We start from the raw sequence: 23150 nt of genomic DNA, 5'->3' as shown, positions 1-23150 counted from the left end.
TGCTTATTTGAAACGACAAACTGGCAGTTTAATCGTTGATGACTTGTATGTTTTTAATGTATATCTATTAAATTCAACTCTTGTGCCAAAGTTGTTTTAATTTAATGTTATGATAAAATTGGTATAATGTTAATGATAAAAAGGCAGAGAATATAAATTATTGGCCAAATATCATATATCAGAATTTTGAGCGTTAAAGCTATTGTTTAATTGATTTAGTGAAATGTAAAAAATTAAACCCTTTTATTTTGGAAGAATTGAATATATTGCGTGAATATTTTATGCATTTATTTGCGATGAAATTTTAGATTTGTTAACTTATTACCAGTACATGAACTATATTAAGCAAACCGTTTTAGGTTTAATCATTTTCTCTACAAGTAGCAGCTTTGCTCAAAACAATGATAAAAAGGTTTTGGATGCTATGGTTAAAGGAGATTATAAAACAGCCGTTATCCAGTTAGAAAAAGCCAATGCCAAAGAACCAAATAACGTTAAAGTTTTGCAAATGCTTGGATATTCTTACTACCAAAACGGCGATTATGAAAACTCTATTACAACATACAGTAATTTAATTGTTTTAAAACCAACAGAGGTTTCTGCTTATTATTACCGTGGAAAAGCCAGATTAAATGTTGCTAATGACCCAAAACAATCTTTAAGTGCAATGCGTGAGAATTTTTACACAGCAGCCATTAAGGATTTTACAAAAGCAAGCGAGCTGAGTGGGGAAGAGGATACTCAAATGCTTCAAAACCGTGGTTTAGCTTATAAAGATTACGCAATTTTCAGATCATTTAAAGCAAAAAAAGCAGTAGAAAAACAAGCTTGTGTATTGTTGTTTAACAATTCAATTGCCGATTTTCAAAAAGTTTTAACTTTACAGCCATTAAGAAAAGATATAATGGATTGGATTACTTATGATAAAGCGCAGATCGCGAGTTTAAAATGAACTAAACCGATTGTAAAGAAAAAGGCTTGAAATTAATTTCAAGCCTTTTCTGTTTAAAACCTACCTATAATTTGATAGCTTTTAGCACTTAAAAGCTTAATCTTTTGGTGTTTGTTAATGTGATATAAGCTATCGGGATAATATGTTAAGGTATCACCAGAGGTATATAAAATGTTTTTATTTGCGATAATAATTTCAATTTTTTTAACCTTATCGTCTACTTTACTAACCAACATATTTTTAACGGGGATTTTTTTACTGGATGAAGTGTAGTGTTCAGATTCAGAATTACTTTCTGCTTTAAAACTTCCCTTCCAGGATGCTTTGTTGATATCGGCATTTATAAAAACATCAAATTCCTTTGTCCAATCGGCAATTTTAACTGTTTTTGTTTCTGAAGTGCCGTTTACAATAACTTGCTTAATTACCTGTGGGTTAAGTTTATTTAAACGAATTATTTCGTTTGCGAAATATCCTTTTACATCAAAGTATAGCAAATCTGTATTTGCTTTAGATTCTTCACGCTGATTACAGGCTAATAACCCAAAAGCAAATACAAATAAGATTAATTTTTTATTCATTATACTAAAACGTTTCCTGTCATTTCTTCAGGGATATTTACACCCAGAATTTTTAAAACTGTAGGTGCAATGTCTCCAAGTTTTCCATCAGCGATGCTTTTATAATCATCATCAATTAAAATACAAGGAACAAGATTAGTGGTGTGTGCTGTATTTGGGGAGCCATCCTTGTTAACCATAAATTCTGAATTACCGTGGTCGGCAAGCAAAATGAACGAATAACCATTTTCTAAACCTTTATTTACTACAATTTCAGCACATTTATCGGCCGTTTCTACAGCCTTAATAACTGCCTGGAAAACACCAGTGTGACCAACCATATCAGGATTTGCAAAGTTTAAACAAATAAAGTCTGCCCATCCTGTTTCCATTTCTGCTGTAATGGCTTCGGTTATTCCGGCAGCACTCATTTCGGGTTGCAAATCATAAGTAGCAACTTTAGGAGAAGGAATTAAAATGCGTTTTTCATTTTGAAATTCTGTTTCCCTTCCTCCAGAAAAGAAGAAAGTTACGTGAGGATATTTTTCAGTTTCAGCGATACGGATTTGATTTTTACCGTTTTCTGCCAAAACCTCACCAATTGTATGCGATAAATCATCTTTGGTGAAAATTACATTTACCTTTTCGAAGCTTTCATCATAAGTTGTCATGGTTACATAATACAATGGCAACTTGTGCATTTGTTGTTCAGGGAAATCCTTTTGAGTTAATGCATTTGTAATCTCACGCCCTCTATCTGTACGGAAATTGAAACAAATTACAACATCATCATTTTGAATAGTTGCTATTGCCTCGCCATTATCTTGTGTTAAAACAACTGGTTTAAGAAACTCATCAGTAACACCTTCATCATAAGATTTTTTAATAGCTGCCAGCGCATCCTGAGTTTTCTCGCCAATACCATTTACCATTACATCGTAAGCCTGTTTAACACGCTCCCAACGGTTATCTCTATCCATCGCATAATAACGACCAACCATTGATGCCAGTTTAACGCTAGAGTTTTGGATATGGTTTTGTAAATCTGAAATAAATCCTAATCCTGAATTTGGATCGGTATCGCGTCCATCTAAAAATGCATGAACATAAGTTTTTTCAACTTGAGCTTCGTTTGCTGCATCACATAGCGCCTTTAAATGCTCTATATGCGCATGGACACCACCATTCGAAACCAAGCCAATAAAATGAACTGCTTTGTTGTTTTTCTTCGCGTAATCAAACGCACTTAACAAAATCGGATTATGATGTAATTCTCTATCGGTAATAGATTTATTTATTCTGCCTAATTCTTGATAAACTACACGGCCAGCACCTAAATTCATGTGTCCAACTTCCGAATTACCCATTTGTCCGGCAGGTAAACCAACCGCCTCTCCAGAAGCCTCTAATTTAGAGTTAGGATATTTTTCTATTAATGAATCAAAAAATGGAGTATTGGCGGCGTAAGCGGCATCAGAATTATCGTGTTTTCCGTAGCCCCAACCATCAAGAATAATAAGTGCAAGTTTTTTATTTTTCATTCGTTCTTTATTTTATTTAGATAATGAAATTCACACAATTTGTTTTTTAGAAAATCATAATGTGCTCAATCATTAATTAATTTTTAAAATTAATTAGCAATTTTAAAACATTTTCTTCAACACCATGTTTTAATAACTCTTCATAAAGCAAATATAGGTTTATTGAAGCTTATACAAATTAAGAAATCCTTTTTTTGATAAGCTAATGGCATAATTTTAGCTATAGGGATCATTATAAAATACAGAAATGATCCGGAGCTTATTTTTATTCTTAGTTGCAATAACACCAATATATCGTTCCATTGCCACTCAGGCAGATATTATTGATGATTTATCGTCGTATTTTAAAGCCGGAAATTATAAAGAAATAGCCAAAAATTTTGCACCCACCATAGAACTGATTATTATTGATGAAGAAGATGTATACTCAAAAGCACAGGGAGAGCAGATTTTAAAGGATTTTTTTAGTAAGCACCAGCCCCTAAAAACAAGTATTTTTCATAGAATTAATAATAGCCAGAATTACAGATTTGGTGTAATAGTTTTAGGTACTTCGAGAGAAACTTACCGAGTTTCTGTTACTATGAAAAAATTTAATACCGCCTTTTTAATTACAGAGTTAAGAATAGAACCTGCAAAAGATTAATCTTAATTTTAACATCTTATTTCTACTTCCGAATATCTTTTGAAGTTGCCTTGTGATAAATAATTCTTATTTTTGGGCTTTAATTGCAGAATTTTGGATAAACAACTTGTATCTCAATTTATAAAAAATGCTCTTGCCGAAGATGTTGGCGATGGAGATCATACCTCATTATCAACCATTCCCGAAGAAACCCAAGGTAAGGCTAAACTCATCGTTAAAGAAAATGGAATATTAGCAGGTATTGAGATGGCGCTCGAAATATTTGCTGAAGTCGACTCATCATTACAGGTAGAGGTTTTAATTAATGATGGTGCAGAAGTTTCTGTAGGAGATATTGCTCTAACTGTATCTGGTAGTACGCATTCAATTTTAATAGCAGAACGGTTGGTTTTAAACTGTATGCAACGTATGAGTGGAATTGCAACTAAAACTAATCGAATTGTTTCTTTATTGAAAGGTACAAAAACCAAGTTGTTAGATACACGCAAAACAACACCTGGATTGCGTTATTTAGAAAAATGGGCAGTTAGAATTGGCGGAGGTGTAAACCATAGAATTGGCTTATATGATATGATTTTAATAAAAGATAATCATGTTGATTACGCTGGTGGTATTAGCAATGCCCTTAATGCCGCACGTAAGTATCTTGCTAAAAAAAATAAATCGCTACAGATTGAAATTGAAGTGAGGAATATTGGGGAATTGGAACAAGTTATTGCTGCAGGTGGGGCAGATAGAATTATGCTAGATAATTTTAATTATGCCGATTTAAGAGCTGCAGTTCAATTAATTAATGGTCGTTTTATTACTGAAGCATCGGGTGGCATAGTTGAAGAAAATGTTGCAGATTATGCTGCTTGTGGTGTAGATTATATTTCTATGGGAGCGCTTACACACTCTGTGAAAAGCCTTGATATGAGTTTAAAAGCATATTAATCTGTGATTTCATATATAATTGAAAGCTTATTTTTTGTATCATTGTAGGCTATGGTTACGGTTTATTCTCTCACAGCCTTATTTTTTGCTTATCTCTTTGGTTCTATTCCAACGGCGGTATGGCTTGGGCAGGCTTTTTATGGTATTGATGTAAGAGAATACGGAAGTGGTAACGCTGGAGCTACTAATACTTTTCGTGTTTTAGGTAAAAAAGCTGGTATAGCTGTAATGGTTATTGATATTGCAAAGGGCTATACTGCAACAAATCTGGCTTATTTAATCGGAATGTCTGTTACTGGACCGCAAAATTCTGCTCAATTTGTAAATTATCAACTCGCATTGGGTGTAACGGCTGTTTTGGGGCATTTGTTTCCGATTTTTGCAGGTTTTAGGGGCGGTAAAGGTGTAGCTACACTTTTTGGAATGATTTTGGCAGTTCACTTCGAGGCATCTATGCTTTGTGTTCTGGTTTTTGTGGTTATTTTACTTTTAACTAAATATGTTTCCCTGAGTTCGATATGTGCTGGATTTACCTTTCCGCTAAGTATCGTATTTCTTTTTCAGGTATCAATAAAATCTGAAGTGCTTTACGGTATGGTGGTTTGTATTTTAATTTTAGTAACGCACCAAAAAAACCTCGAAAGATTGCTGAAAGGCAAAGAATCGAAAGTGTATCTGTTTAAGAAAAAAACTAATTAATTAACAAACACATTCTTTAAAACTTATTTGCGTAATTCCTGTTTGTAAGGAGATTACCTATATGTAATTAATATCATTAACGACAAAATTTTATGAAAAAATTATTCTTAGCAGCTAGCATTGCAGGTGTTTTATTATTCAATTCTTGCTCTACAGTGCCTTTAACTGGTCGTAGTCGCTTTGATTTGGTGAGTAACGATCAGGTTTTACCAATGGCTTTCCAAGCATATAGTACATTCTTAACCGAAAATAAAACAACGGTATTGCCAGCTTCTAATGCGCAGGCTTTAAAAGTAAAAACAATTGGAAGTAGATTGATTACTGCCGTAAAATCGTATATGAACAGCAATAATTATGGTAATTTAATTGCAGATTATCAGTGGGAAGTTAATGTTGTACAAAACAATGAAAAAAATGCATGGTGTATGCCAGGTGGTAAAATTGTTGTTTATACAGGTATTTTGCCAGTTACACAAGATGATGCTGGTTTAGCAACTGTAATGGGGCATGAGATTGCTCACGCTATCGCAGGCCACTCAGCAGAACGTATGTCACAAGAAATGGTTGCGCAAGGAGTTGGAGCAGCAGCAGGGGTCGCATTATCTAAAAACCCTAAAACACAGTCGATTTTTAATACACTTTATGGTGTTGGAACACCAGTTGCTATGTTAAAATTCAGTCGTAATCAGGAATTAGAAGCCGATAGATTAGGTTTGATTTTTATGGCGATGGCAGGTTTTAACCCTCAAAGCGCTACAAGTTTCTGGAATAGAATGTCGGCTGCATCAGCTGGCGCACAAAAACCAGCAGAATTTTTAAGTACACACCCAAGTGATGCGACTCGTATTGCTCAGATACAAAAATATTTACCAGAAGCACAGCAATATTATAAAAAATAAGCTTTAAGGCATTAGGTTAAAGGTGTAAGGTTTTTGCATATTGCTTAAACTTTGCACCTTTTTTTGTTGGTAAATGTTAGGCGATTTACATAAGCGGTCGTTGTTGCGAACAATAAAGAAATCTTAATGTTGAGATGAACTTGTGGTAAAATATCTTTTTCGATGATTGTAAAGAAGCTATTGAGCAATTAAACTAGTTTGTTGATAAGACTTTCATAATTGCGCTTGCTTTAAGCAAACATTCTTCGTATTCAAGTTTTGCATTGCTTTGGTACGTTATAGCTCCACCAACCTGAAAGGATAGGTATTTCGATTCATCATTGTAGAGAATGCTTCTAATGATTACATTAAAGTCGAAATCGCCATTTGGGTTTATGCAACCAAACGAGCCTGAGTAAACACCTCGTTTAGTAACTTCGTATTTTTCGATTAACTGCATAGCCTTAACTTTTGGTGCACCAGTCATGGAGCCCATTGGGAAAGTGTTTTTTACGGCATCAATAAAATGAATATCAGGATTTAAATTGCAGCTAATGGTTGATATCATTTGATGAACCTGGGGGAAAGTGTAAATTCCAAAAAGCTCATCAACTTTTACGCTTCCTTTTACAGCAGATTTTGTCAAATCATGGCGAACTAAATCGACAATCATTACGTTTTCGGCTTGCTCTTTAGTATCGTTTTTTAAACGCATTTTGATTTGTTCATCCTCTACAGCGTCATCACTTCTTCTTGCAGTTCCTTTTATTGGTTGAGAAATTAATCTTTGTCCGCGTTTGCATAAAAATCTTTCTGGTGTGGCAGATAAGATATATTTTTTATAAATTTTGAAATACCCTGCAAATGGAGTAGGGGAAACCTCATTTAGTAATTCGAAAGTTTGAACAGGATTAATTGATGCATTTTCTGCGAAAAATTCCTGACAAAAATTTACCTCGTAAATATCACCACGAATTATGTGCTCTTTTAATGAATTTACCTTGCTTAAATATTCTGCTCTTGAAAGTTTCGCAGAAATGTTAGTGGCTTTGTTATCTGGTATTGAGGAAGCAAATTTAGCAATCTCATCTAAAATATATTTATCACCTAACAGAATTTCTATTGTTCCATTTTTACTGGCGATAAGGTATTGTGGAATAAAAAAGTAAAGCTCGGGAAAATTTAGGTAATCTGGATTTTCAGATTTTAGGACTTCAATTTCATTTTTTAAATCGTAGCTTAGAAAGCCAAAAAGCCACTGTTTATGTTTTTCGTAGAATGATTTTAACTCGGCAAATGCATTTCCTTTTGATGAATTTAATTCTTCTTTTGCACCAACGGCTAATATAAAATCGTATTCAGAATAATTGTCTTTATATTGATTTGAATCTAAAAAGCAACACACATCGAATTGGTTTGCCCAGTTTAATGCTTTGTTTTTAAATGCAGAAATGTTCGTTTGGTTTTTCAAGCTGCGGCAAAGGTAACTAAACCCGACATAAGTGGAAAGCATCCGGCTGCACAATCTTTAATATTGCAGCATCTTTTTTGGGCCTTGAAGTATTGGCGGGACTGAAGTTTAATAATTGTAGAGGCATTGCTCCAAAAATAAAAAAGCAACCCAAATTAATGGATTGCTTTTTCTTGTCTATCTCAATATGACAATTATAACTCTAAAGTTTGTGCTCTATCTGGTCCTACTGAAAGGAATTTGATTGGAACTAGTAATTCTTTTTCTAAGAATGCGATATAATCATTCAATTTCGCCGGAATTTCATCAACAGAAGTAATTTTAGTGACATCAGTTGCCCAACCATCAATAGCTTTTAGTACTGGTTTTGGTTCGATAGAGATAATGTCGTATGGCATATAATCTATCGTTTCGCCATTATATTCGTAGTGCGTACAAGCGTAAATTGTATCGAATGTATCCAAAACATCCGCTTTCATCATAATTAATTCGGTAACGCCGTTTAACATGATGGCATACTTTAATGCTGGTAAGTCAATCCATCCACAACGACGGGCACGGCCTGTAGTTGCACCAAATTCGTGACCTAAAGCACGAAGATTTTCGCCAATTTCGTTATCTAACTCAGTTGGAAATGGGCCACCGCCAACTCTTGTACAGTAAGCTTTGAAAATGCCATAAACAGCACCAATTTTGTTAGGCGCAATACCTAAACCGGTACAAGCACCGGCAGTTGTAGTATTGCTCGACGTTACAAAAGGATATGAACCAAAATCAACATCTAATAAAGTTCCTTGTGCGCCTTCTGCTAAAACAGCTTTGCCTTCTTTTAAATAACCGTTTACAAAATGCTCACTATCTACGTGCGGGATTGATTTTAAGAATTCGATAGCCTCGAAGAATGAAGCTTCTTTTTCCGCTAACTCATACTCAAATCCTTCGTAATGAGAAAGAATTTCGGTGTGTTTTTCAACTAATTTTTGATAACGCTCTTTAAAATCAGGAAGTGTGGTATCGCCAACGCGTAAGCCATTACGACCGGTTTTATCCATGTAAGTTGGGCCAATACCTTTTAAAGTAGAACCAATCTTGTTTTTACCCATGCGTGCTTCGTTAGCAGCATCTAACAACTGGTGCGTTGGTAAAATTAAGTGTGCTTTACGGGCAATAACCAACTTGCCTTGGGCAACTGGATCGTGACCAGCTTTTTTTAGATTATCTAGCTCTCTTTTTAAAATGATAGGATCGATAACTACACCATTTCCGATTAGGTTCATGGTTTTTTCGTTGAAAATTCCTGATGGGATGGTATTTAAAACGAATTTTTTACCATCGAATTCTAAAGTATGTCCGGCATTTGGGCCACCCTGAAAACGGGCAATAAGATCATATTTTGGACTTAGTACATCAACGATTTTTCCCTTTCCTTCGTCGCCCCATTGCAGGCCGAGAAGTACATCTACTTGCGTCATTATTAAAAATTTAAGCTGGTTTTATTTTAGTGAATTGTTTTAATTTTGTTCTGCTTTGGCTATTGCCGTTTCATTAACTTTTCTGGCCATGCTGCAATCTGAGCAGAAACCATAAAGATTAAGTGAATGGTGTTTTACATCGAATTTCAGCAAATCGCCAACCATAGTTTGAATTTGATGAATTCTTGGGTCGCAAAATTCTACAACTTTACTGCATTCGATACAGATAACGTGATCGTGTTGACGATAACCATAAGATTTTTCGAATTGAGCCATGTTTTTACCAAACTGATGTTTGGTAACCAAATCGCAGGAAACTAAAAGTTCTAAAGTGTTATAAACTGTAGCACGACTTACACGATACTTTTGGTTTTTCATGTGAATGTAGAGGGTTTCTACATCAAAATGGTCGTTTCTTGAATATATTTCTTCCAATATTGCGAAACGCTCAGGTGTTTTGCGAAGATTTTTGTTCTCTAAATAAGCTTCAAAAATCTTGCGAACAAGCTCATTTGTTTTTTGTTCTGACATAGTTTTTAAACTCCGTTCAAAGGTAGTTAAATTGTTGGATTGTTATAACTTTCTATTGTTGAAATGTTGTAATAATGCGTGTTAAAGGTTGCGTGTTCCGAGTTATCAGTTACTAGTCTGAGCGCGAACATAAATCCCTACATTAAATATTTGGCAGATTAAACCATTATGCAAAGCAAATTCTAATCCCATAAACCATTTAGGCATCGAATCTGGTAACGCCTGTAACACCTTTGACTTCCATTAAATTTTTAATCAAATTTTCGAGATGCTCGGTGTCGTTTACGAAAATCATTATTGAGCCATCAAAAATCCCTTCATTTGTATCAACCGTTATCGAACGCATATTAACTTTAAAATCGGTAGAGATAACCCTTGTAATGTTATTTATTAAGCCGACATCATCAATGCCGACAATGCGTAAGCCTGTTAAAAAGGTTAGTTCTTGTTGTTTGTTCCATTTTGCTTTAACAATTCTATAGCCATAATTCGACATTAATTGTGCTGCATTCGGGCAGTTCGTTCTGTGAATTTTTATGCCTTCGCTAACGGTAACAAAACCGAAAACATCATCGCCAGGTATTGGGTTACAACATGCGGCTAAAGTGTAATCTATCTTTTGCAGGTCTTCGCCAATTAACAAAATATCATTCTCCGAACCCTTCATTTTTGTTTTAACCATATCAACCGTTAGGTTTTCAGGTCGTTCAGGGCCGCGGGTTTCTACCTCTTTTTCACTCGACAAATATTCCTTAATATCTTTAAGTTCTATTTTGCCTAAGGCAACATTTACAAAAAGCTCTTGTGTTGATGGAAGTTTGAAGAAGTAGCTTATTTTTTGAAGATTATCGGTGTTATAAGTAATTTTAAGTGATTTTAATTTTCGCTCTAAAATTTCCTTTCCAGCTTCGGCAATCTTTCTTTTTTCTTCTTTTAATGATGATTTTATTTTTGATTTGGCTTTTGCTGTAACTACAACGTTTAACCAATCTTCTTTTGGTGTTTGCTTGCTCGATGTTATAATTTCAACCTGATCGCCGTTTTGCAGTTTGTAAGAAATCGGAACCAGTTTATGGTTTACTTTTGCGCCAATACAAGTTGCACCAACATCGGTGTGGATTTCGAAAGCAAAATCTAATGCAGTTGCGCCCAGTGGTAATTGTATTAAGGCACCTTTTGGCGTGAAAATGAAAATTTCATCAGAGAAAAGGTTCATTTTAAAATCATCCAGAAAATCTAAAGCGTTGGCTTCCGGGTTGTTCAGCATTTCCCTAACTTTTTGAATCCACTGATCCAAGCCATTATCATTACTAGATTCTTTATATTTCCAATGTGCGGCAAAACCTTTTTCGGCAATTTCGTTCATTCGTTGGGTACGAATTTGTACCTCAACCCATTGGCCGCGTGGACCCATTACTGTTGTGTGCAAACTCTCATATCCGTTTCCTTTTGGAGATGAAACCCAATCGCGTAAACGATCAGGATTTGGGCGATATAAATCTGTAACAATCGAATAAGCTTTCCAGCAATCTGCTTTTTCATTTTCATAAGCACTATCTAAAATAATTCTGATGGCAAAAAGATCGTAAACCTCTTCGAAAGGAATGTTTTTCTTTTTCATTTTATTCCAGATAGAATGAATAGATTTTGGGCGACCATAAACATCGGCAACTAAACCTTGCTCATGTACAATTTCATCAATCGGTTCTACGAATTTTTTAATAAATAGGTTTCGCTCTGCCTTCTTCTCATTTAATTTTTTGGCGATAAATTTATAAGTTTCAGGTTCAAGATATTTCATGGAAAGATCTTCCAACTCCGATTTTATAGCATATAAACCAAGGCGGTGCGCAAGTGGTGCGTATAAATAAATTGTTTCGGATGCGATTTTAAGCTGCTTATGGCGAGGCATAAAATCCATCGTTCGCATATTGTGCAATCTATCTGCCAGCTTAATCAAAATTACGCGAACATCATCTGCCAGCGTTAGCAGCATTTTACGGAAATTCTCGGCCTGTAAAGAACTATTTGTATCGAAAACGCCCGATATTTTGGTTAAACCATCAATAATTTTTGCGGTCTTTTTGCCAAATTCACGTTCAATATCTTCTAGTGTAATGTCCGTATCTTCAACTACATCATGCAATAAAGCACATACAATAGAAGTTGTACCTAAACCAATTTCCTCTGCAGCGATTTGAGCTACAGCAATTGGGTGATAAATATATGGTTCGCCAGATTTACGGCGCATGTCTTTATGGCTTTCGAGTGCCATATCGAAAGCTTTTCTAATTTCTTTTTTATCTCCCTTTTGCAAAGTAGATTTACTTGCCCGGAGCAAAGCCCTATATCGTTTTAATATTTCTTGTTTCTCTGCCTCTAAATCAATCACTAACTCTGTTTTCATTTGTACTTTTTGCGTAAAAAATTGCGTCTTATTATTCAATAAAACTTATATTAGTTTTATAAAACTTCTAATATATGAAATAACACCTAACTTTGTTGAGGTATAAATTTATGAAATTTAAAGAGCTAATCATTCTATTTATTGTCATGATTTTTAGTGTTTCGCTAAAAGCTCAGGAATATACTGCTCCTGTTTTTCCGAAAACAGGCAAAACCGATACCATTAGGGTTGGTTCTACTAACGACAACGGTATCATGATTCCATGGATACAGCTTAATGATGTGCCTATTATTGCTGCCCGTATTTTTAGAACACCACAAGAAAGAGCTGCTTTTAATCGCTTGCGCTACAACGTATTAAAGGTTATGCCTTATGCACTTTTTGCTAAACGCAGATACGAACAATTAGAACGTGATTTAGTAACGGCACCCGAAAAGAAAGAACAAAAGGCTTTAGTCAAGCAATGTGATAAAGAAATTAAGGAGATGTTTAACCGGGAGATTAAAGAGTTAACCATAACGCAAGGACAGATATTAACAAAATTAATAGATCGTGAAGTTGGCCGTACAACTTACGATATTGTAAAGCAAACAAAAGGAGGTTTCGCTGCCTTTTCTTACCAAATTATTGCCCGGGTAGTTGGACATAATTTAAAAAGCACATACAGCGTAGACGAAGACAGAGATATTGAAGCCATTATACGCTCTTCAGGATTCTATCAATAATCATCATAAATGAAGGAAAATATTCCGAATATCTATTCATTCAAAGTGAAGAAGATTACAGGTGAAGATCAACCGCTTTCAGCCTACAGAAACAAGGTTGTTTTAATTGTAAATACAGCATCTGAGTGTGGTTTCACCCCTCAGCTTACTGAATTGCAACAATTAAAAGACGAAATTAATAATCCGGATTTTGAGATTCTGGGTTTTCCAACAAATGATTTTGGGAAACAAGAGCCTTTAAATGGTAATGAAATTGCTAGTTTTTGCGAAATAAATCATGGTGTAAAATTTCCTGTTTTCGATAAAATTATGGTGCGTGGAGCACATGCTCATCCCTTGTATCAGTTTTTAAGCGACAAGAAATTGAACACAAAATTAAGTTCATCGCCAAGATGGAATTTTCATAAATATCTGATAAATAGAAAAGGTGAGCTGGAAGATTATTTCTACCCATTTACAAAACCATTGAGTTCAAAAGTTAAGAAGAAGATTCAGCGATTGCTGGATAATAACAACAAATAAAATTAATGAAATTAGATATATTAGTTATAGCCGTTCATCCTGATGATGCCGAACTTTGCTGTTCAGGAACTATTTTAAAGCATATTGCACTAGGAAAAAAAGTTGGAATAGTAGATTTAACAAGAGGCGAATTAGGTACAAGAGGAACAGCAGAAACACGTGATGAAGAGGCCGCAGATTCGGCAAAAATATTAGGTTTACATGCTCGTGAAAATTTAAGATTTAGAGATGGTTTTTTTCAGAACGATGAATTTCATCGTTTGGAAGTTATTAAAGTTATCCGGAAATATCAACCAGAAATTATTTTAAGTAATGCATTAGAAGACCGCCATCCGGACCACGGAAGGGCTGGAGATTTAGTTTATGACTCGGTTTTTTTATCAGGTTTACCTAAAATAGAAACAGAGGTGAACGGAAAAAACCAACAAGCCCATCGCCCAAGATTGTTGTTGCAATACATTCAGGATAGATACTTAAGACCAGATATTATTGTTGACACAACTGATTTTATGGACGCAAAAATTGCATCGATAAAAGCATTTAAAACGCAATTTTACAATCCAGATGTTGATGGTTTGGATACCTATATTTCGTCACCAGAATTTTTCGAAAGTGTAATTGGTCGCTCAAGAGAGTTTGGTAAAAGCATCGGCGCAACTTTCGGAGAAGGTTTTACTTCCAGAAAATTGCTAGGCGTAGATAATTTGTTCGATTTGAAGTAATTATGTTGCCTTCTTAGTTTTCTTTTTGCATTTATCACATGTATAGATGGTTAATGTCAAAGCTCCATGCTTTCCTTGTCCGACTTTGATTTTAGGTTTGTTTGACTGAATGTAATTGTGTTTACAAAATAATTTTCTGAGCATTAATTTAAATTTTGTTGAGCGAAGGTACGTATTTATACTTATTTCAATTTAGTTAATACCGTTTAAATTTTTTCCGGGAGAAAGAATTTTTATTGAATTAAGTAACTTTAGGTAAGACTGATATTTTTCTGACACCAACAAAATGGCCACTCGTTTGTTATTCCAAAAACGAATAATAATGGCGAACATATTTTCTTCAATAAAAAACGCATATAATCTTTTTAAGCATGTAGATTTTGATAAGTTAGAAGCTTTATCAAAAAAAGTAGATCTTCCTAAAATGGTAGAAACCATTTCCAGTCTTGATGAAAAGCAGATTCAAGGTATGATGAAAATGATGGGCGGCTCTAAAAGGAAAAAAGAATTACCACCAATTGAAGGTGATTTTTATCATTTAGGCGATGAAGCTTTAAAAGACGAAGACCGAGCTTTACAATTAAAAGTGCGGGCTTTTTTAGAAGCTGAAGTAAAACCAATTGTTAACGAATATTGGAACAGAGCTGAATTTCCTTTCGAAATTATTCCAAAACTTGCCGAGCTTAACATTTGCGGATTAACTTACAAAGGTTACGGTTGCCCAGGGAAATCTAACTTAATGGAAGGTATATTAGCTATGGAAATGGCTAGGATCGACACCTCAATTTCAACATTTTTTGGCGTTCAAAGCGGTTTGGCAATGGGCTCAATTTACCTTTGTGGTTCAGAAGAACAGAAGCAACAATGGCTCCCACAAATGCAAAAATTTAAAGTTATTGGTGCCTTTGGTTTAACCGAGCCCGAAGTTGGCTCTGCTGCCGCTGGTGGCTTAACCACAACTTGCAAGAGAGTTGGCGATAAGTGGGTTTTAAATGGACAAAAGAAATGGATTGGTAACGCAACTTTTGCCGATATATTAATTATTTGGGCCAGAGATGAAGCCGATAATGAGGTTAAAGGCTTCATTGTTAAAAAGGATAATCCGGGTTTTGCTGTCGAAAAAATGAAAGATAAAATGGCGCTTCGCATTGTTCAAAATGGAATAATTACTTTAACCAATTGCGAAGTAGAAGAAGTAGACCGTTTACAAAATGCAAACTCTTTTAAAGATACTGCCAAAGTTTTGCAAATGACAAGAGCTGGCGTTGCCTGGCAAGCGGTTGGGTGTGCCCGTGGTGCCTACGAAAACGCTTTGGATTATACCCGAACCAGAAAACAATTTGGAAAACCTATTGCTTCATTCCAGCTTATTCAAAATCATTTGGTCGAAATGCTTTCTAACCTAACGGCCATGCAAACTTTATGTTTTCGGTTATCTCAACTTCAAGATCAAGGGCTTTTGAAAGATGAACACGCTTCGTTAGCGAAAGTATTTTGTTCTTTAAGAACCAGAGATGTGGTTAGTAAAGCCCGCGAAGTTATGGGTGGGAATGGAATTTTGCTAGAGTATAATGTAGCTCGTTTCGTTGCCGATGCAGAGGCAATTTACTCGTACGAAGGAACTAAAGAAATTAATACATTAATTGTTGGTCGGGCTATAACTGGCTTTTCTGCTTTTGTTTAATTAGAAAAACTTACGATTTTGGAGAGAAACAGCATTTGGAAACTTCGTAAGTTTTAAAATTAAATGCCAATGTTTCTTGGAAAAGAACGTCAGTTGCTTGTGGCAAATTAAGTCCTGCTTTTTGCTGTAGCTCCGATGAAAAATCGGAGGCTGTCGCTGCAATCAGGTTTATAAATAACGGTTTGCTTCAGGCGAAATGCCTTTGTAAATAAACCTGATAAAAATGGAAAGTTCCCGATTTTAGCATTGGTAATGTTGTTGCTTGGGTATGCTTTCCTTTAGCACAGGTTTCATCGGGACTTGTAATGTATGAGCAGGACTAAAAATGCGATATAATACAGAACCGCTCATTTTCAAATATTAATCTTGTGAATTATTTAACTTATCTTAATTAAATGGGTGCTTATTAAACGCTACCTGGCTCATCGCACTTTTTTCGTATAAGGCTAAACAAGACTTGTTGAAAGATACATCAAAGTTTACTGCTCCAGGTTGCAATTGCTTTGGCACATTTGCACTTTCCATAAAGAAGTAAACTTTTGTGTTTCCATATTTTGTATGTGGCATAAAATTGCCATAGTCTTCCATTTCTTTCCAAACAGAATCTTTAACCGTAATTATATAAACCCGTTGAACAGGACCAGTGTTATTCTCGTTTCTATATTTCGCAATTTCTTTAAAGCCAGCTTTCATATCTTCTATGCCTGGCTGATTAAAAGTGCCTTTAATGATAAAACCAACTAATATTAAAATCCCGAATGTAAGTACGTAGGAAACTGTTTTTTTATTCATGCCTACAATAAAGGCAATATTTTTTCCATTACCGTCAATCCTTCGTCAATATGTTTTTGCTCTATGCAAAGGGCTGGGCGGAAGCGAATGGTTTGGTTGCCGCAACCTAAAAACATAACGTTATTTTCCAATCCTTTGGCAATAAATGCATTTCGCATTTCCTTATTTGGAAAGTCGAAAGAACACAATAACCCACGGCCACGAACATTAGTGATTTTATCAAATTTTTGAGCGAATTTTTCTAAATTTTCTTTCAAATAATTGCCAATTTGAGTTGCATTATCGCAAAGTTTATCTTCTTCTACAATTTGAAGAATTTGTGTGGAACGCACCATATCAACCAAATTACCACCCCAGGTAGAATTTATTCTGCTAGGCACTTTAAATACATTGGTTTCTATTTCGTTAACCTTATTGCCAACCAATATGCCACAAACTTGCATTTTTTTGCCAAAAGCTACAATATCTGGTTGGGCTTTTTCGCTAAAGTGCTGATGACACCAAAACTTACCTGTTAAGCCAACACCAGTTTGTACTTCATCGTAAATTAAAAACGCATCGTTTTCATCAGCAATTGCTTTTAATTGGATTAAAAATTCTTCTCTCAAGTGGTTATCGCCACCTTCAGATTGTATTGGTTCGATAATTATGGCACAGATATCATCTTTATTTTCTGCAAAAGCCTTTTTTACCTGTGCAATAGATATTTCTTCGGTATTTATAGCTCTATCTAAATTTGCACCAGATAATGGAAATTTAACTTCAGGAATACTAACTCTTGGCCAATCGAATTTTGCAAACCATTTAGTTTTATCGGGTAAGGTATTGGTTAAGCTTAGAGTATAACCTGTACGGCCATGAAATGCTTTTTCGAAATGTAAAACTTTAAAACCTTTTTCTTCCTTATATCCCTTTGTAAAGTTTTTCTGAACTTTCCAATCCATTGCAACCTTAATTGCATTTTCTACAGCTAAGGCGCCACCTGCAATAAAGAAAGCATGAGGCAAATAATCAGGAATTCCAACTTTAGAAAACGTTTCTACAAATTGAGCGTACTGTTGCGTATAAACATCAGAGTTTGAAGGATTAGCCATTGCTGCCAGTAACAAATTCTTTTTAAACGATTCATCATTAACCATTTTTGGATGGTTATAACCAAGCGGAACTGATGCAAAACAAGTGAAAAAATCGAGCAGTGTTCTATTGTATTTCGAATCGTAAATATAAGCGCCATTACTCTTCTCCATATCGTAAGTAAGGTCGAAGCCATCGGCTAAAATGTGCTTGTTTAAAGACTCGTTAACTAGATTAGCAGGTACTGTTAATTGGTACATAAATTTGGTTATTGGTATATTTCAAATTTAGTAAAATGTGCCTAAAATCAAAATTTAAGCACTTTTTTCGCTCGAATGGCAAAAAATAGGTTTAAACAGTTTAAAGTATGATTTTAGACAGAATTGCATTTTAGACTTAACTAATGTGGAAAACTTTTAAAGAAGAATCTTTGTAGCAATGCCTTAATAGATCTCATTTTTGGGTTTGAAGACACTAATTAAAAAATGGTTTTTATAGTTGCTGTAATTTAAAATTTGTCTTTCATGCCAAATATACCAAGTAGCCCGCCCGTATGTAAGGCTAAGATTTTATCGTCTATATTTAATATATTTTTCTGCTGCAAATCAACTATTGCATAAAACATTTTTGCTGTGTAGACAGGATCTAAAAGCAATCCTGTTTTGGAGGTAAATGATTTAATAAACTCGAATAGTTCTGGGGTTGTTTTTGCGTAGCCACCGAAATGATAATTGAGATGTAAAATCAAATTATCGGCATTCGGAGAATATTTTAATATTTCATCTTTAATAAATGAGCCGTTTTTTAAGACTGGAATTACATGAAGTTTGGTTTTTAACCCATGTTTTTGAATGCCTTTGAACAATCCGGCAGCAGTTGTACCTGTTCCTGCTGCGCAAAATATATGGTCATATGTATCCTTCAAATCATCTATAATCTCTGCACAGCCAATAACAGCTTCATTGGATGCGCCGCCTTCATCAATAAAGTAAGTGTCGTTATTTTCTCGAAAGTACTGGTTAAATAAAGCAGGTTTATCTTTGTAACTTTCCCGATCGGTAAATAAAAGGTTCATTCCAAAAAGCTTACAAAGTAAAAGCATTTCGTTATTAACTTGTTCGCCACGAACAAAGGCTGTAGATTTTAGTCCTGAACGAGATGCAGCTGCGGCGGTTGCCACTAAGTGATTAGAGTATGCACCACCAAAAGTAACTAAGTGTGTTTTTTTTTGGCTTTGGGCTTCTTCTAGGATATATTTTAATTTACGCCATTTGTTCCCCGAAATGTAAGGATCTATTAAATCGTCACGTTTCACAAATAAATTATTAAACGGTTTAATTACTAATTTCTGTACAGGACTGTATATATTTTCAAACACGTGTAAAAATAAAAAACACCTGCATTTTTGCAGGTGTTTTTACGTTTTTTTAGTAATTACTACTTAAAGTATATCTTCCGTACCAAATATGGGAAGAAGTTTAAAACAATTTTAACATTTTGTGTAAAGTTTTTCATGAGTAAATGATTAGGTATTGTGATTGCGCAAATAGTGTTCCAATATCGCTACTGGTTGTATTGTTTTTGAAAAATTAACATTAAATTAATTTTGTATCATACAAACTGTTTTCATATTGAAAAAGCTGGTATAAAAAATAACTATGCTTGATAATTCAGAGATTTTAGGGTCTTAGTTTTTTAAGAAGCTAATGAAAGTTATCTTTAAGAGGAGATTGTGCGTTTTTTTCATTTGAGGCTTAATTTATTAGTGTTTAATTATACAAAGATAAAGTAGTTTTTGTAATATTGAAATCGTTAAAAATATTGCAATACAGAAAACCGTCTTTATTGTCAATCAAAGTATATATAGCCCCTATTGTAATGTAGATTTTACAATAGGGGCTTTGTGCAAGAAGATATACGGTTTTGTTTAGAAAAACTGTTTAAATTTCAACTCCAATTACTTTATAGAACGTGGAGACACGTTCCATGGCAATAGCCAAGGTGCGTGTCCCCACGAACATTTATTAAATCTATAAATCATTTTAAAACAGTTTCTTGAAATAATCCCAGCTTTAACTTTATTGCCCAATACCCAAGCCAATTCCTACGTTAAACAAATCATATTTTGCAGCAGTGTATGAACCATAAAGTTTGAAGAATCCAAACTTTAATTGAAAACCAAGACTTGCTTTCAAACCATCAATATCCTTCTTTTTTACAGAAACAGGGTCTGTGTAAGAAATTGAGGTTCCGTTTCCTGTATCAAAAGAATAGGTACCTAATGCTTTTAAATTCGTTGTAGAAGTTTGATAACCAACGCTTGCAAAAGGGGTAAAGAATAATATTTTTTTAGAGATAATTGCATCTATGTTTATACCATTAAATTTCGCATCAATAACTTGATTAGAGTTTGCAGTGTTATTAATATTCAGAGGCAGCGAATATTTATATTGAGTAAATCCTCCGGCCAAAGCAATATCAACAGGAACAAACTTATCTGATTTGCCCATAAATAGTGGTAGGAGTTCTATTTTTGCGCCAAAACCTATCATCGATAAACTTCCTAAATCATCTCCTAACTTAATTTTTGGCATTGCTCTCAAAGAAATATCTATATTTTTTGGTAAGCCAACGGTTGCCTGAATTTGTGCAGAGGGAACTAAATGAAAACCTACACCCTGAGGCAAATTAAAAAATGAAGTTGTAGGCAAACCATTGCTCGAGTAAATTTGCATTCTGCCGCCTTCTTGGTCATTACCGAAAGCGGTAGGGCCAATAGATGATGCACCAACTGCTGGCCTGATATTATTTAAACCTAAAGTATTTACATCATAACTTCTGGCAGATTGTGGTACAAGTGCTGCAGATGCCGAAACCCTAACTTCAAATTTTAGAAAGCCTTTTGATTTAGCCGTATTAGTCCAGCCATCAGACAAACCAACGCCTAAACCTTTGTAAAGCGGGTCGAAATAAGCATTGATGAGTTTCGTTGCGTCGGCTGGGCCAGATTTAAATAAATCACCAACGTTTTGTTGTGCGCTTGCCATCTGTGCAGATGCAATCAAAAATAAACTCATAACAAGTTTAGAGGCGTAATTTTTCTTCATAATTAATCAATTAGGGACGTGTCATTTAAAACCTAAAGGTAGGCTGTTTTTTTTAACTAAAATCATATCAATAATCTTGAACATAAAAGTTTATTTTTGCAAAATGGAAAATGCGGTCGAGTTACAGGAAAATGAAGAGCAGGAATTATACGAACATTTAAAAATTATTGTCGATAAAGGGCAATCTTTGCTACGTATTGATAAATTTTTAATGGTGCGTGTAGAAAATGCTTCCCGTAACCGTATTCAAAATGCTATAGATGCTGGCAATGTTTTAGTTAATCAAAAGCAAATAAAAGCAAGTTACAAAGTTAAACCATTCGACGAAATTTCGATTGTTTTACCTCATCCGCCACGCGATACAGAAGTTTATCCAGAGGATTTACCTTTAGATATTATTTATGAAGATAGCGATTTGCTTGTTATAAATAAGGCAGCTGGAATGGTTGTACACCCAGGTTTTAATAATTATACAGGTACCTTGGTAAATGCTTTGGCTTTTCATTTCGAGAAACTCCCGCAGTTACCAGGTAACGATGGTCGCCCGGGCCTGGTGCATAGAATTGATAAAGATACTTCGGGTTTGCTATTGATTAGTAAAAACGAAAAATCGATAACACATTTGGCCAGGCAATTTTTCGATCACAGCATTACTAGAAAATATATTGCGTTGGCTTGGGGCGATATTGAGAATGATGGCACGGTTACTGGTTATATTGGCCGGAGCGCAAAAGACCGTCGTGTAATGGATATTTATGACGATGAAGAAAAAGGAAAATGGTCTGTAACGCATTATAAAGTTTTAAAACGCTTAGGCTATGTAACGCTAATTAGTTGCGAGTTGGAAACAGGTCGTACACATCAAATTAGAGCACACATGCAACATATTGGTCATCCATTATTTAATGATGCAATGTATGGAGGCGATAAGATTTTAAAAGGAACTACGTTTAACAAGTACAAGCAGTTTGTAGATAACTGTTTTGAATTGTTACCACGTCAGGCTTTACACGCTCAAAGTTTAGGTTTTATACATCCAACAACAAAAGAATTTATGCATTTCGAATCCCCATTGCCGCCAGATTTTAAAGCTGCACTTACTAAGTGGGAAAATTATATCGTTGCATCTTAAAATATGTCTCAACAATACCTTTTATTTAATGATGAATTTCATGCTGTTGATGCTCCGGTTTTAACGGCATCTAATCGCGGTTTTAAATTTGGCGATGGTCTTTTCGAAAGCATGCGTTTAATGAATGGCAAACTTCAGTTTGCCGATTTACACGCCGATAGACTATTAGCTGGTATGAAAGCCTTAAAAATGGAAGGTTATGCTTTAATGGATGATTACTTTCTGCGCCAAAAAGTTGCAGAACTTGCCAAACGCAACAAATGGAATGGCAATGCCCGTTTACGTCTTTCTGTATATCGTGAAGGAGCTGGCGTTTATACTCCGGAAATTAATAAAGCAGGTTATGTTTTAGAAGGAATTCCTTTAAAAACTAATCAATACGAATTAAATACCAAGGGTTTAATTATCGATGTTTTCGATGAAATGACTAAATCTGTAAACAAATTAGCTAATTTTAAAACAGCTAACGCCTTGCTTTATGTAATGGCTGGTATTTTTAAAAGCCAAAACCGTTTAGATGAAGCCATGATTTTAAATCAGCATGGTTTTTTATGCGAAAGTATCAGTGCAAATGTATTTGTAGTTTACAAAAATCAGATTTATACACCTGCATTAACCGAAGGATGCGTGAGTGGGGTGATGCGTACAGCGATTATGCAGCTCGCCAAAATGAATGATATGGAGTTAATTGAAGCGCAGATTAATCCAGAAATATTAAAAGAGGCAGAAGAAGTTTTTATTACAAATGCCACTCAAGGCATTCAATGGGTGATGGGTTATGGTAGAAAACGCTATTTTAACGAGGTTTCTAAGTTTTTAATAGAAAAACTGAATTCTATTTAAATTAGGCCTTTCTCTTAAATAATTAGAAAAGCAATTTCAGTAATAATCGGCAATTTCAGTCCTGCTTTTCCTGCAATCTTTTTGTAATTGTTAGTGCTGAATTTTTAACGTTAGAGAAACAAAAAGTATTTTCGTGCAATCAGGTTTATTCAAAAAAAGGGTTGGCTTTTTAAACTTAATACCTCTTTATGTCTTAAGCTTAGCTATAATTTCAGACGGATTTGAAATCCTACCATTGACGCAATATGAAAGATGTTTTAAACATCTAAAATCTAAGCTGCTCCATGGTCTGTGTCTTCACAGAACATAATCATTCATTCCCTTAGTTTACTTACTGTTGCTGTCATTTATATTGATTTTTATGAATAAATTAACCCTAAGACAGCAGAATTAGCTTTAATAATAGCATTAGTGACCTAACAGGCTGAAAAAACTACAACCTCATTCCACGTAAAA

Annotated in this window: 21 protein-coding genes; 11 read left to right on the top strand and 10 right to left on the bottom strand. The window is 34.7% G+C overall.

Features of this window, described 5'->3' with window-relative positions; translation table 11 throughout:
- Window positions 1–331: 331 nt before the first annotated feature.
- Window positions 332–952: a tetratricopeptide repeat protein gene (locus ACFOUY_RS01490; RefSeq protein ID WP_378958670.1), complete on the top strand. Its 621-nt coding sequence runs from the start codon at window positions 332–334 to the stop codon at window positions 950–952.
- 53 nt (window positions 953–1005) lie between these two features.
- Here the strand turns inward: ACFOUY_RS01490 and ACFOUY_RS01485 are convergent, their stop codons facing one another.
- Window positions 1006–1533, bottom strand: coding sequence for a serpin family protein (locus ACFOUY_RS01485; protein ID WP_378958669.1), 528 nt, complete (start codon window positions 1531–1533; stop codon window positions 1006–1008).
- Window positions 1533–3053 carry a 2,3-bisphosphoglycerate-independent phosphoglycerate mutase gene (gpmI, locus tag ACFOUY_RS01480; protein ID WP_378958668.1) on the bottom strand — a complete coding sequence of 507 codons (1521 nt, stop codon included), beginning with the start codon at window positions 3051–3053 and terminating at the stop codon, window positions 1533–1535. Before gpmI ends, ACFOUY_RS01485 begins: the two co-directional genes overlap by 1 nt.
- 247 nt (window positions 3054–3300) lie before the next feature.
- Here gpmI and ACFOUY_RS01475 point away from each other — a divergent pair, with 247 nt between their 5' ends.
- The 4 genes from ACFOUY_RS01475 to ACFOUY_RS01460 all read left to right on the top strand — a co-directional run bounded on the left by ACFOUY_RS01475 (window position 3301) and on the right by ACFOUY_RS01460 (window position 6233).
- Window positions 3301–3699: a DUF4783 domain-containing protein gene (locus ACFOUY_RS01475; protein ID WP_378958667.1), complete on the top strand. Its 399-nt coding sequence runs from the start codon at window positions 3301–3303 to the stop codon at window positions 3697–3699.
- A gap of 93 nt (window positions 3700–3792) precedes the next feature.
- On the top strand, window positions 3793–4635 hold the full coding sequence (gene nadC, locus ACFOUY_RS01470; RefSeq protein WP_378958666.1) for a carboxylating nicotinate-nucleotide diphosphorylase: 843 nt from the start codon (window positions 3793–3795) through the stop codon (window positions 4633–4635).
- 51 nt (window positions 4636–4686) lie between these two features.
- Window positions 4687–5334, top strand: coding sequence for a glycerol-3-phosphate 1-O-acyltransferase PlsY (gene plsY / locus ACFOUY_RS01465; RefSeq protein ID WP_378958665.1), 648 nt, complete (start codon window positions 4687–4689; stop codon window positions 5332–5334).
- Window positions 5335–5426: 92 nt separating this feature from the next.
- Window positions 5427–6233 (top strand): M48 family metallopeptidase, encoded by an 807-nt coding sequence (locus ACFOUY_RS01460; protein WP_378958664.1) that lies wholly within the window; start codon window positions 5427–5429, stop codon window positions 6231–6233.
- Between the two features lie 193 nt (window positions 6234–6426).
- Here ACFOUY_RS01460 and ACFOUY_RS01455 read toward each other — a convergent pair whose 3' ends face one another.
- The 4 genes from ACFOUY_RS01455 to ACFOUY_RS01440 all read right to left on the bottom strand — a co-directional run bounded on the left by ACFOUY_RS01455 (window position 6427) and on the right by ACFOUY_RS01440 (window position 12093).
- Window positions 6427–7683 carry an anthranilate synthase component I family protein gene (locus tag ACFOUY_RS01455; RefSeq protein WP_378958663.1) on the bottom strand — a complete coding sequence of 419 codons (1257 nt, stop codon included), beginning with the start codon at window positions 7681–7683 and terminating at the stop codon, window positions 6427–6429.
- Window positions 7684–7877: 194 nt separating this feature from the next.
- Window positions 7878–9155: an adenylosuccinate synthase gene (locus tag ACFOUY_RS01450; protein WP_378958662.1), complete on the bottom strand. Its 1278-nt coding sequence runs from the start codon at window positions 9153–9155 to the stop codon at window positions 7878–7880.
- Window positions 9156–9194: 39 nt separating this feature from the next.
- Window positions 9195–9686: a Fur family transcriptional regulator gene (locus ACFOUY_RS01445; protein WP_378958661.1), complete on the bottom strand. Its 492-nt coding sequence runs from the start codon at window positions 9684–9686 to the stop codon at window positions 9195–9197.
- Window positions 9687–9885: 199 nt separating this feature from the next.
- Window positions 9886–12093, bottom strand: coding sequence for a RelA/SpoT family protein (locus ACFOUY_RS01440; protein WP_378958660.1), 2208 nt, complete (start codon window positions 12091–12093; stop codon window positions 9886–9888).
- Window positions 12094–12203: 110 nt separating this feature from the next.
- Between ACFOUY_RS01440 and ACFOUY_RS01435 the strand changes: the two genes are divergently transcribed.
- From ACFOUY_RS01435 to ACFOUY_RS01420, 4 genes are all read left to right on the top strand, one after another.
- Complete coding sequence (locus ACFOUY_RS01435; RefSeq protein WP_378958659.1) at window positions 12204–12818, top strand: DUF4294 domain-containing protein; 615 nt, start codon at window positions 12204–12206, stop codon at window positions 12816–12818.
- A gap of 9 nt (window positions 12819–12827) precedes the next feature.
- Complete coding sequence (locus tag ACFOUY_RS01430) at window positions 12828–13340, top strand: glutathione peroxidase (protein WP_378958658.1); 513 nt, start codon at window positions 12828–12830, stop codon at window positions 13338–13340.
- A 5-nt stretch (window positions 13341–13345) separates the two neighbouring features.
- On the top strand, window positions 13346–14062 hold the full coding sequence (bshB1, locus tag ACFOUY_RS01425) for a bacillithiol biosynthesis deacetylase BshB1 (RefSeq protein WP_378958657.1): 717 nt from the start codon (window positions 13346–13348) through the stop codon (window positions 14060–14062).
- Between the two features lie 322 nt (window positions 14063–14384).
- Entirely contained in the window at window positions 14385–15746 is a 1362-nt protein-coding gene (locus ACFOUY_RS01420) for an acyl-CoA dehydrogenase family protein (protein WP_378958656.1), read from the top strand.
- Window positions 15747–16133: 387 nt separating this feature from the next.
- Here the strand turns inward: ACFOUY_RS01420 and ACFOUY_RS01415 are convergent, their stop codons facing one another.
- The 4 genes from ACFOUY_RS01415 to ACFOUY_RS01400 all read right to left on the bottom strand — a co-directional run bounded on the left by ACFOUY_RS01415 (window position 16134) and on the right by ACFOUY_RS01400 (window position 20719).
- Complete coding sequence (locus ACFOUY_RS01415) at window positions 16134–16538, bottom strand: hypothetical protein (protein ID WP_378958655.1); 405 nt, start codon at window positions 16536–16538, stop codon at window positions 16134–16136.
- A 2-nt stretch (window positions 16539–16540) separates the two neighbouring features.
- Window positions 16541–17872: an L-lysine 6-transaminase gene (gene lat, locus ACFOUY_RS01410; protein WP_378958654.1), complete on the bottom strand. Its 1332-nt coding sequence runs from the start codon at window positions 17870–17872 to the stop codon at window positions 16541–16543.
- Between the two features lie 248 nt (window positions 17873–18120).
- Window positions 18121–18927 (bottom strand): 1-aminocyclopropane-1-carboxylate deaminase/D-cysteine desulfhydrase, encoded by an 807-nt coding sequence (locus ACFOUY_RS01405; RefSeq protein ID WP_456238591.1) that lies wholly within the window; start codon window positions 18925–18927, stop codon window positions 18121–18123.
- Window positions 18928–19690: 763 nt separating this feature from the next.
- On the bottom strand, window positions 19691–20719 hold the full coding sequence (locus tag ACFOUY_RS01400; RefSeq protein WP_378958652.1) for a DUF6588 family protein: 1029 nt from the start codon (window positions 20717–20719) through the stop codon (window positions 19691–19693).
- A 103-nt stretch (window positions 20720–20822) separates the two neighbouring features.
- On the opposite strand from ACFOUY_RS01400, the gene ACFOUY_RS01395 reads away from it, so the two are divergent.
- Window positions 20823–21851, top strand: coding sequence for an RluA family pseudouridine synthase (locus ACFOUY_RS01395; RefSeq protein WP_378958651.1), 1029 nt, complete (start codon window positions 20823–20825; stop codon window positions 21849–21851).
- Between the two features lie 3 nt (window positions 21852–21854).
- Window positions 21855–22694, top strand: coding sequence for an aminotransferase class IV (locus ACFOUY_RS01390; RefSeq protein ID WP_378958650.1), 840 nt, complete (start codon window positions 21855–21857; stop codon window positions 22692–22694).
- Window positions 22695–23150: the final 456 nt, after the last annotated feature.

The sequence above is a fragment of the Pedobacter jamesrossensis genome (genome assembly GCF_042650905.1).
In the GTDB taxonomy this organism is placed as follows: Bacteria; Bacteroidota; Bacteroidia; order Sphingobacteriales; family Sphingobacteriaceae; genus Pedobacter; species Pedobacter jamesrossensis.
This window is presented reverse-complemented; position numbering and strand designations above follow the sequence as displayed.

What these genes read in the sequence shown, in the direction of transcription:
- ACFOUY_RS01490 (WP_378958670.1), top strand. Translation starts at nt 332, where the DNA reads ATGAACTATATTAAGCAAACCGTTTTAGGTTTAATCATTTTCTCTACA.
- ACFOUY_RS01485 (WP_378958669.1), bottom strand. Translation starts at nt 1,533, where the DNA reads ATGAATAAAAAATTAATCTTATTTGTATTTGCTTTTGGGTTATTAGCC.
- gpmI (WP_378958668.1), bottom strand. Translation starts at nt 3,053, where the DNA reads ATGAAAAATAAAAAACTTGCACTTATTATTCTTGATGGTTGGGGCTAC.
- ACFOUY_RS01475 (WP_378958667.1), top strand. Translation starts at nt 3,301, where the DNA reads ATGATCCGGAGCTTATTTTTATTCTTAGTTGCAATAACACCAATATAT.
- plsY (WP_378958665.1), top strand. Translation starts at nt 4,687, where the DNA reads ATGGTTACGGTTTATTCTCTCACAGCCTTATTTTTTGCTTATCTCTTT.
- ACFOUY_RS01460 (WP_378958664.1), top strand. Translation starts at nt 5,427, where the DNA reads ATGAAAAAATTATTCTTAGCAGCTAGCATTGCAGGTGTTTTATTATTC.
- ACFOUY_RS01450 (WP_378958662.1), bottom strand. Translation starts at nt 9,155, where the DNA reads ATGACGCAAGTAGATGTACTTCTCGGCCTGCAATGGGGCGACGAAGGA.
- ACFOUY_RS01445 (WP_378958661.1), bottom strand. Translation starts at nt 9,686, where the DNA reads ATGTCAGAACAAAAAACAAATGAGCTTGTTCGCAAGATTTTTGAAGCT.
- ACFOUY_RS01440 (WP_378958660.1), bottom strand. Translation starts at nt 12,093, where the DNA reads ATGAAAACAGAGTTAGTGATTGATTTAGAGGCAGAGAAACAAGAAATA.
- ACFOUY_RS01435 (WP_378958659.1), top strand. Translation starts at nt 12,204, where the DNA reads ATGAAATTTAAAGAGCTAATCATTCTATTTATTGTCATGATTTTTAGT.
- ACFOUY_RS01430 (WP_378958658.1), top strand. Translation starts at nt 12,828, where the DNA reads ATGAAGGAAAATATTCCGAATATCTATTCATTCAAAGTGAAGAAGATT.
- bshB1 (WP_378958657.1), top strand. Translation starts at nt 13,346, where the DNA reads ATGAAATTAGATATATTAGTTATAGCCGTTCATCCTGATGATGCCGAA.
- ACFOUY_RS01420 (WP_378958656.1), top strand. Translation starts at nt 14,385, where the DNA reads ATGGCGAACATATTTTCTTCAATAAAAAACGCATATAATCTTTTTAAG.
- ACFOUY_RS01415 (WP_378958655.1), bottom strand. Translation starts at nt 16,538, where the DNA reads ATGAATAAAAAAACAGTTTCCTACGTACTTACATTCGGGATTTTAATA.
- lat (WP_378958654.1), bottom strand. Translation starts at nt 17,872, where the DNA reads ATGTACCAATTAACAGTACCTGCTAATCTAGTTAACGAGTCTTTAAAC.
- ACFOUY_RS01400 (WP_378958652.1), bottom strand. Translation starts at nt 20,719, where the DNA reads ATGAAGAAAAATTACGCCTCTAAACTTGTTATGAGTTTATTTTTGATT.
- ACFOUY_RS01395 (WP_378958651.1), top strand. Translation starts at nt 20,823, where the DNA reads ATGGAAAATGCGGTCGAGTTACAGGAAAATGAAGAGCAGGAATTATAC.
- ACFOUY_RS01390 (WP_378958650.1), top strand. Translation starts at nt 21,855, where the DNA reads ATGTCTCAACAATACCTTTTATTTAATGATGAATTTCATGCTGTTGAT.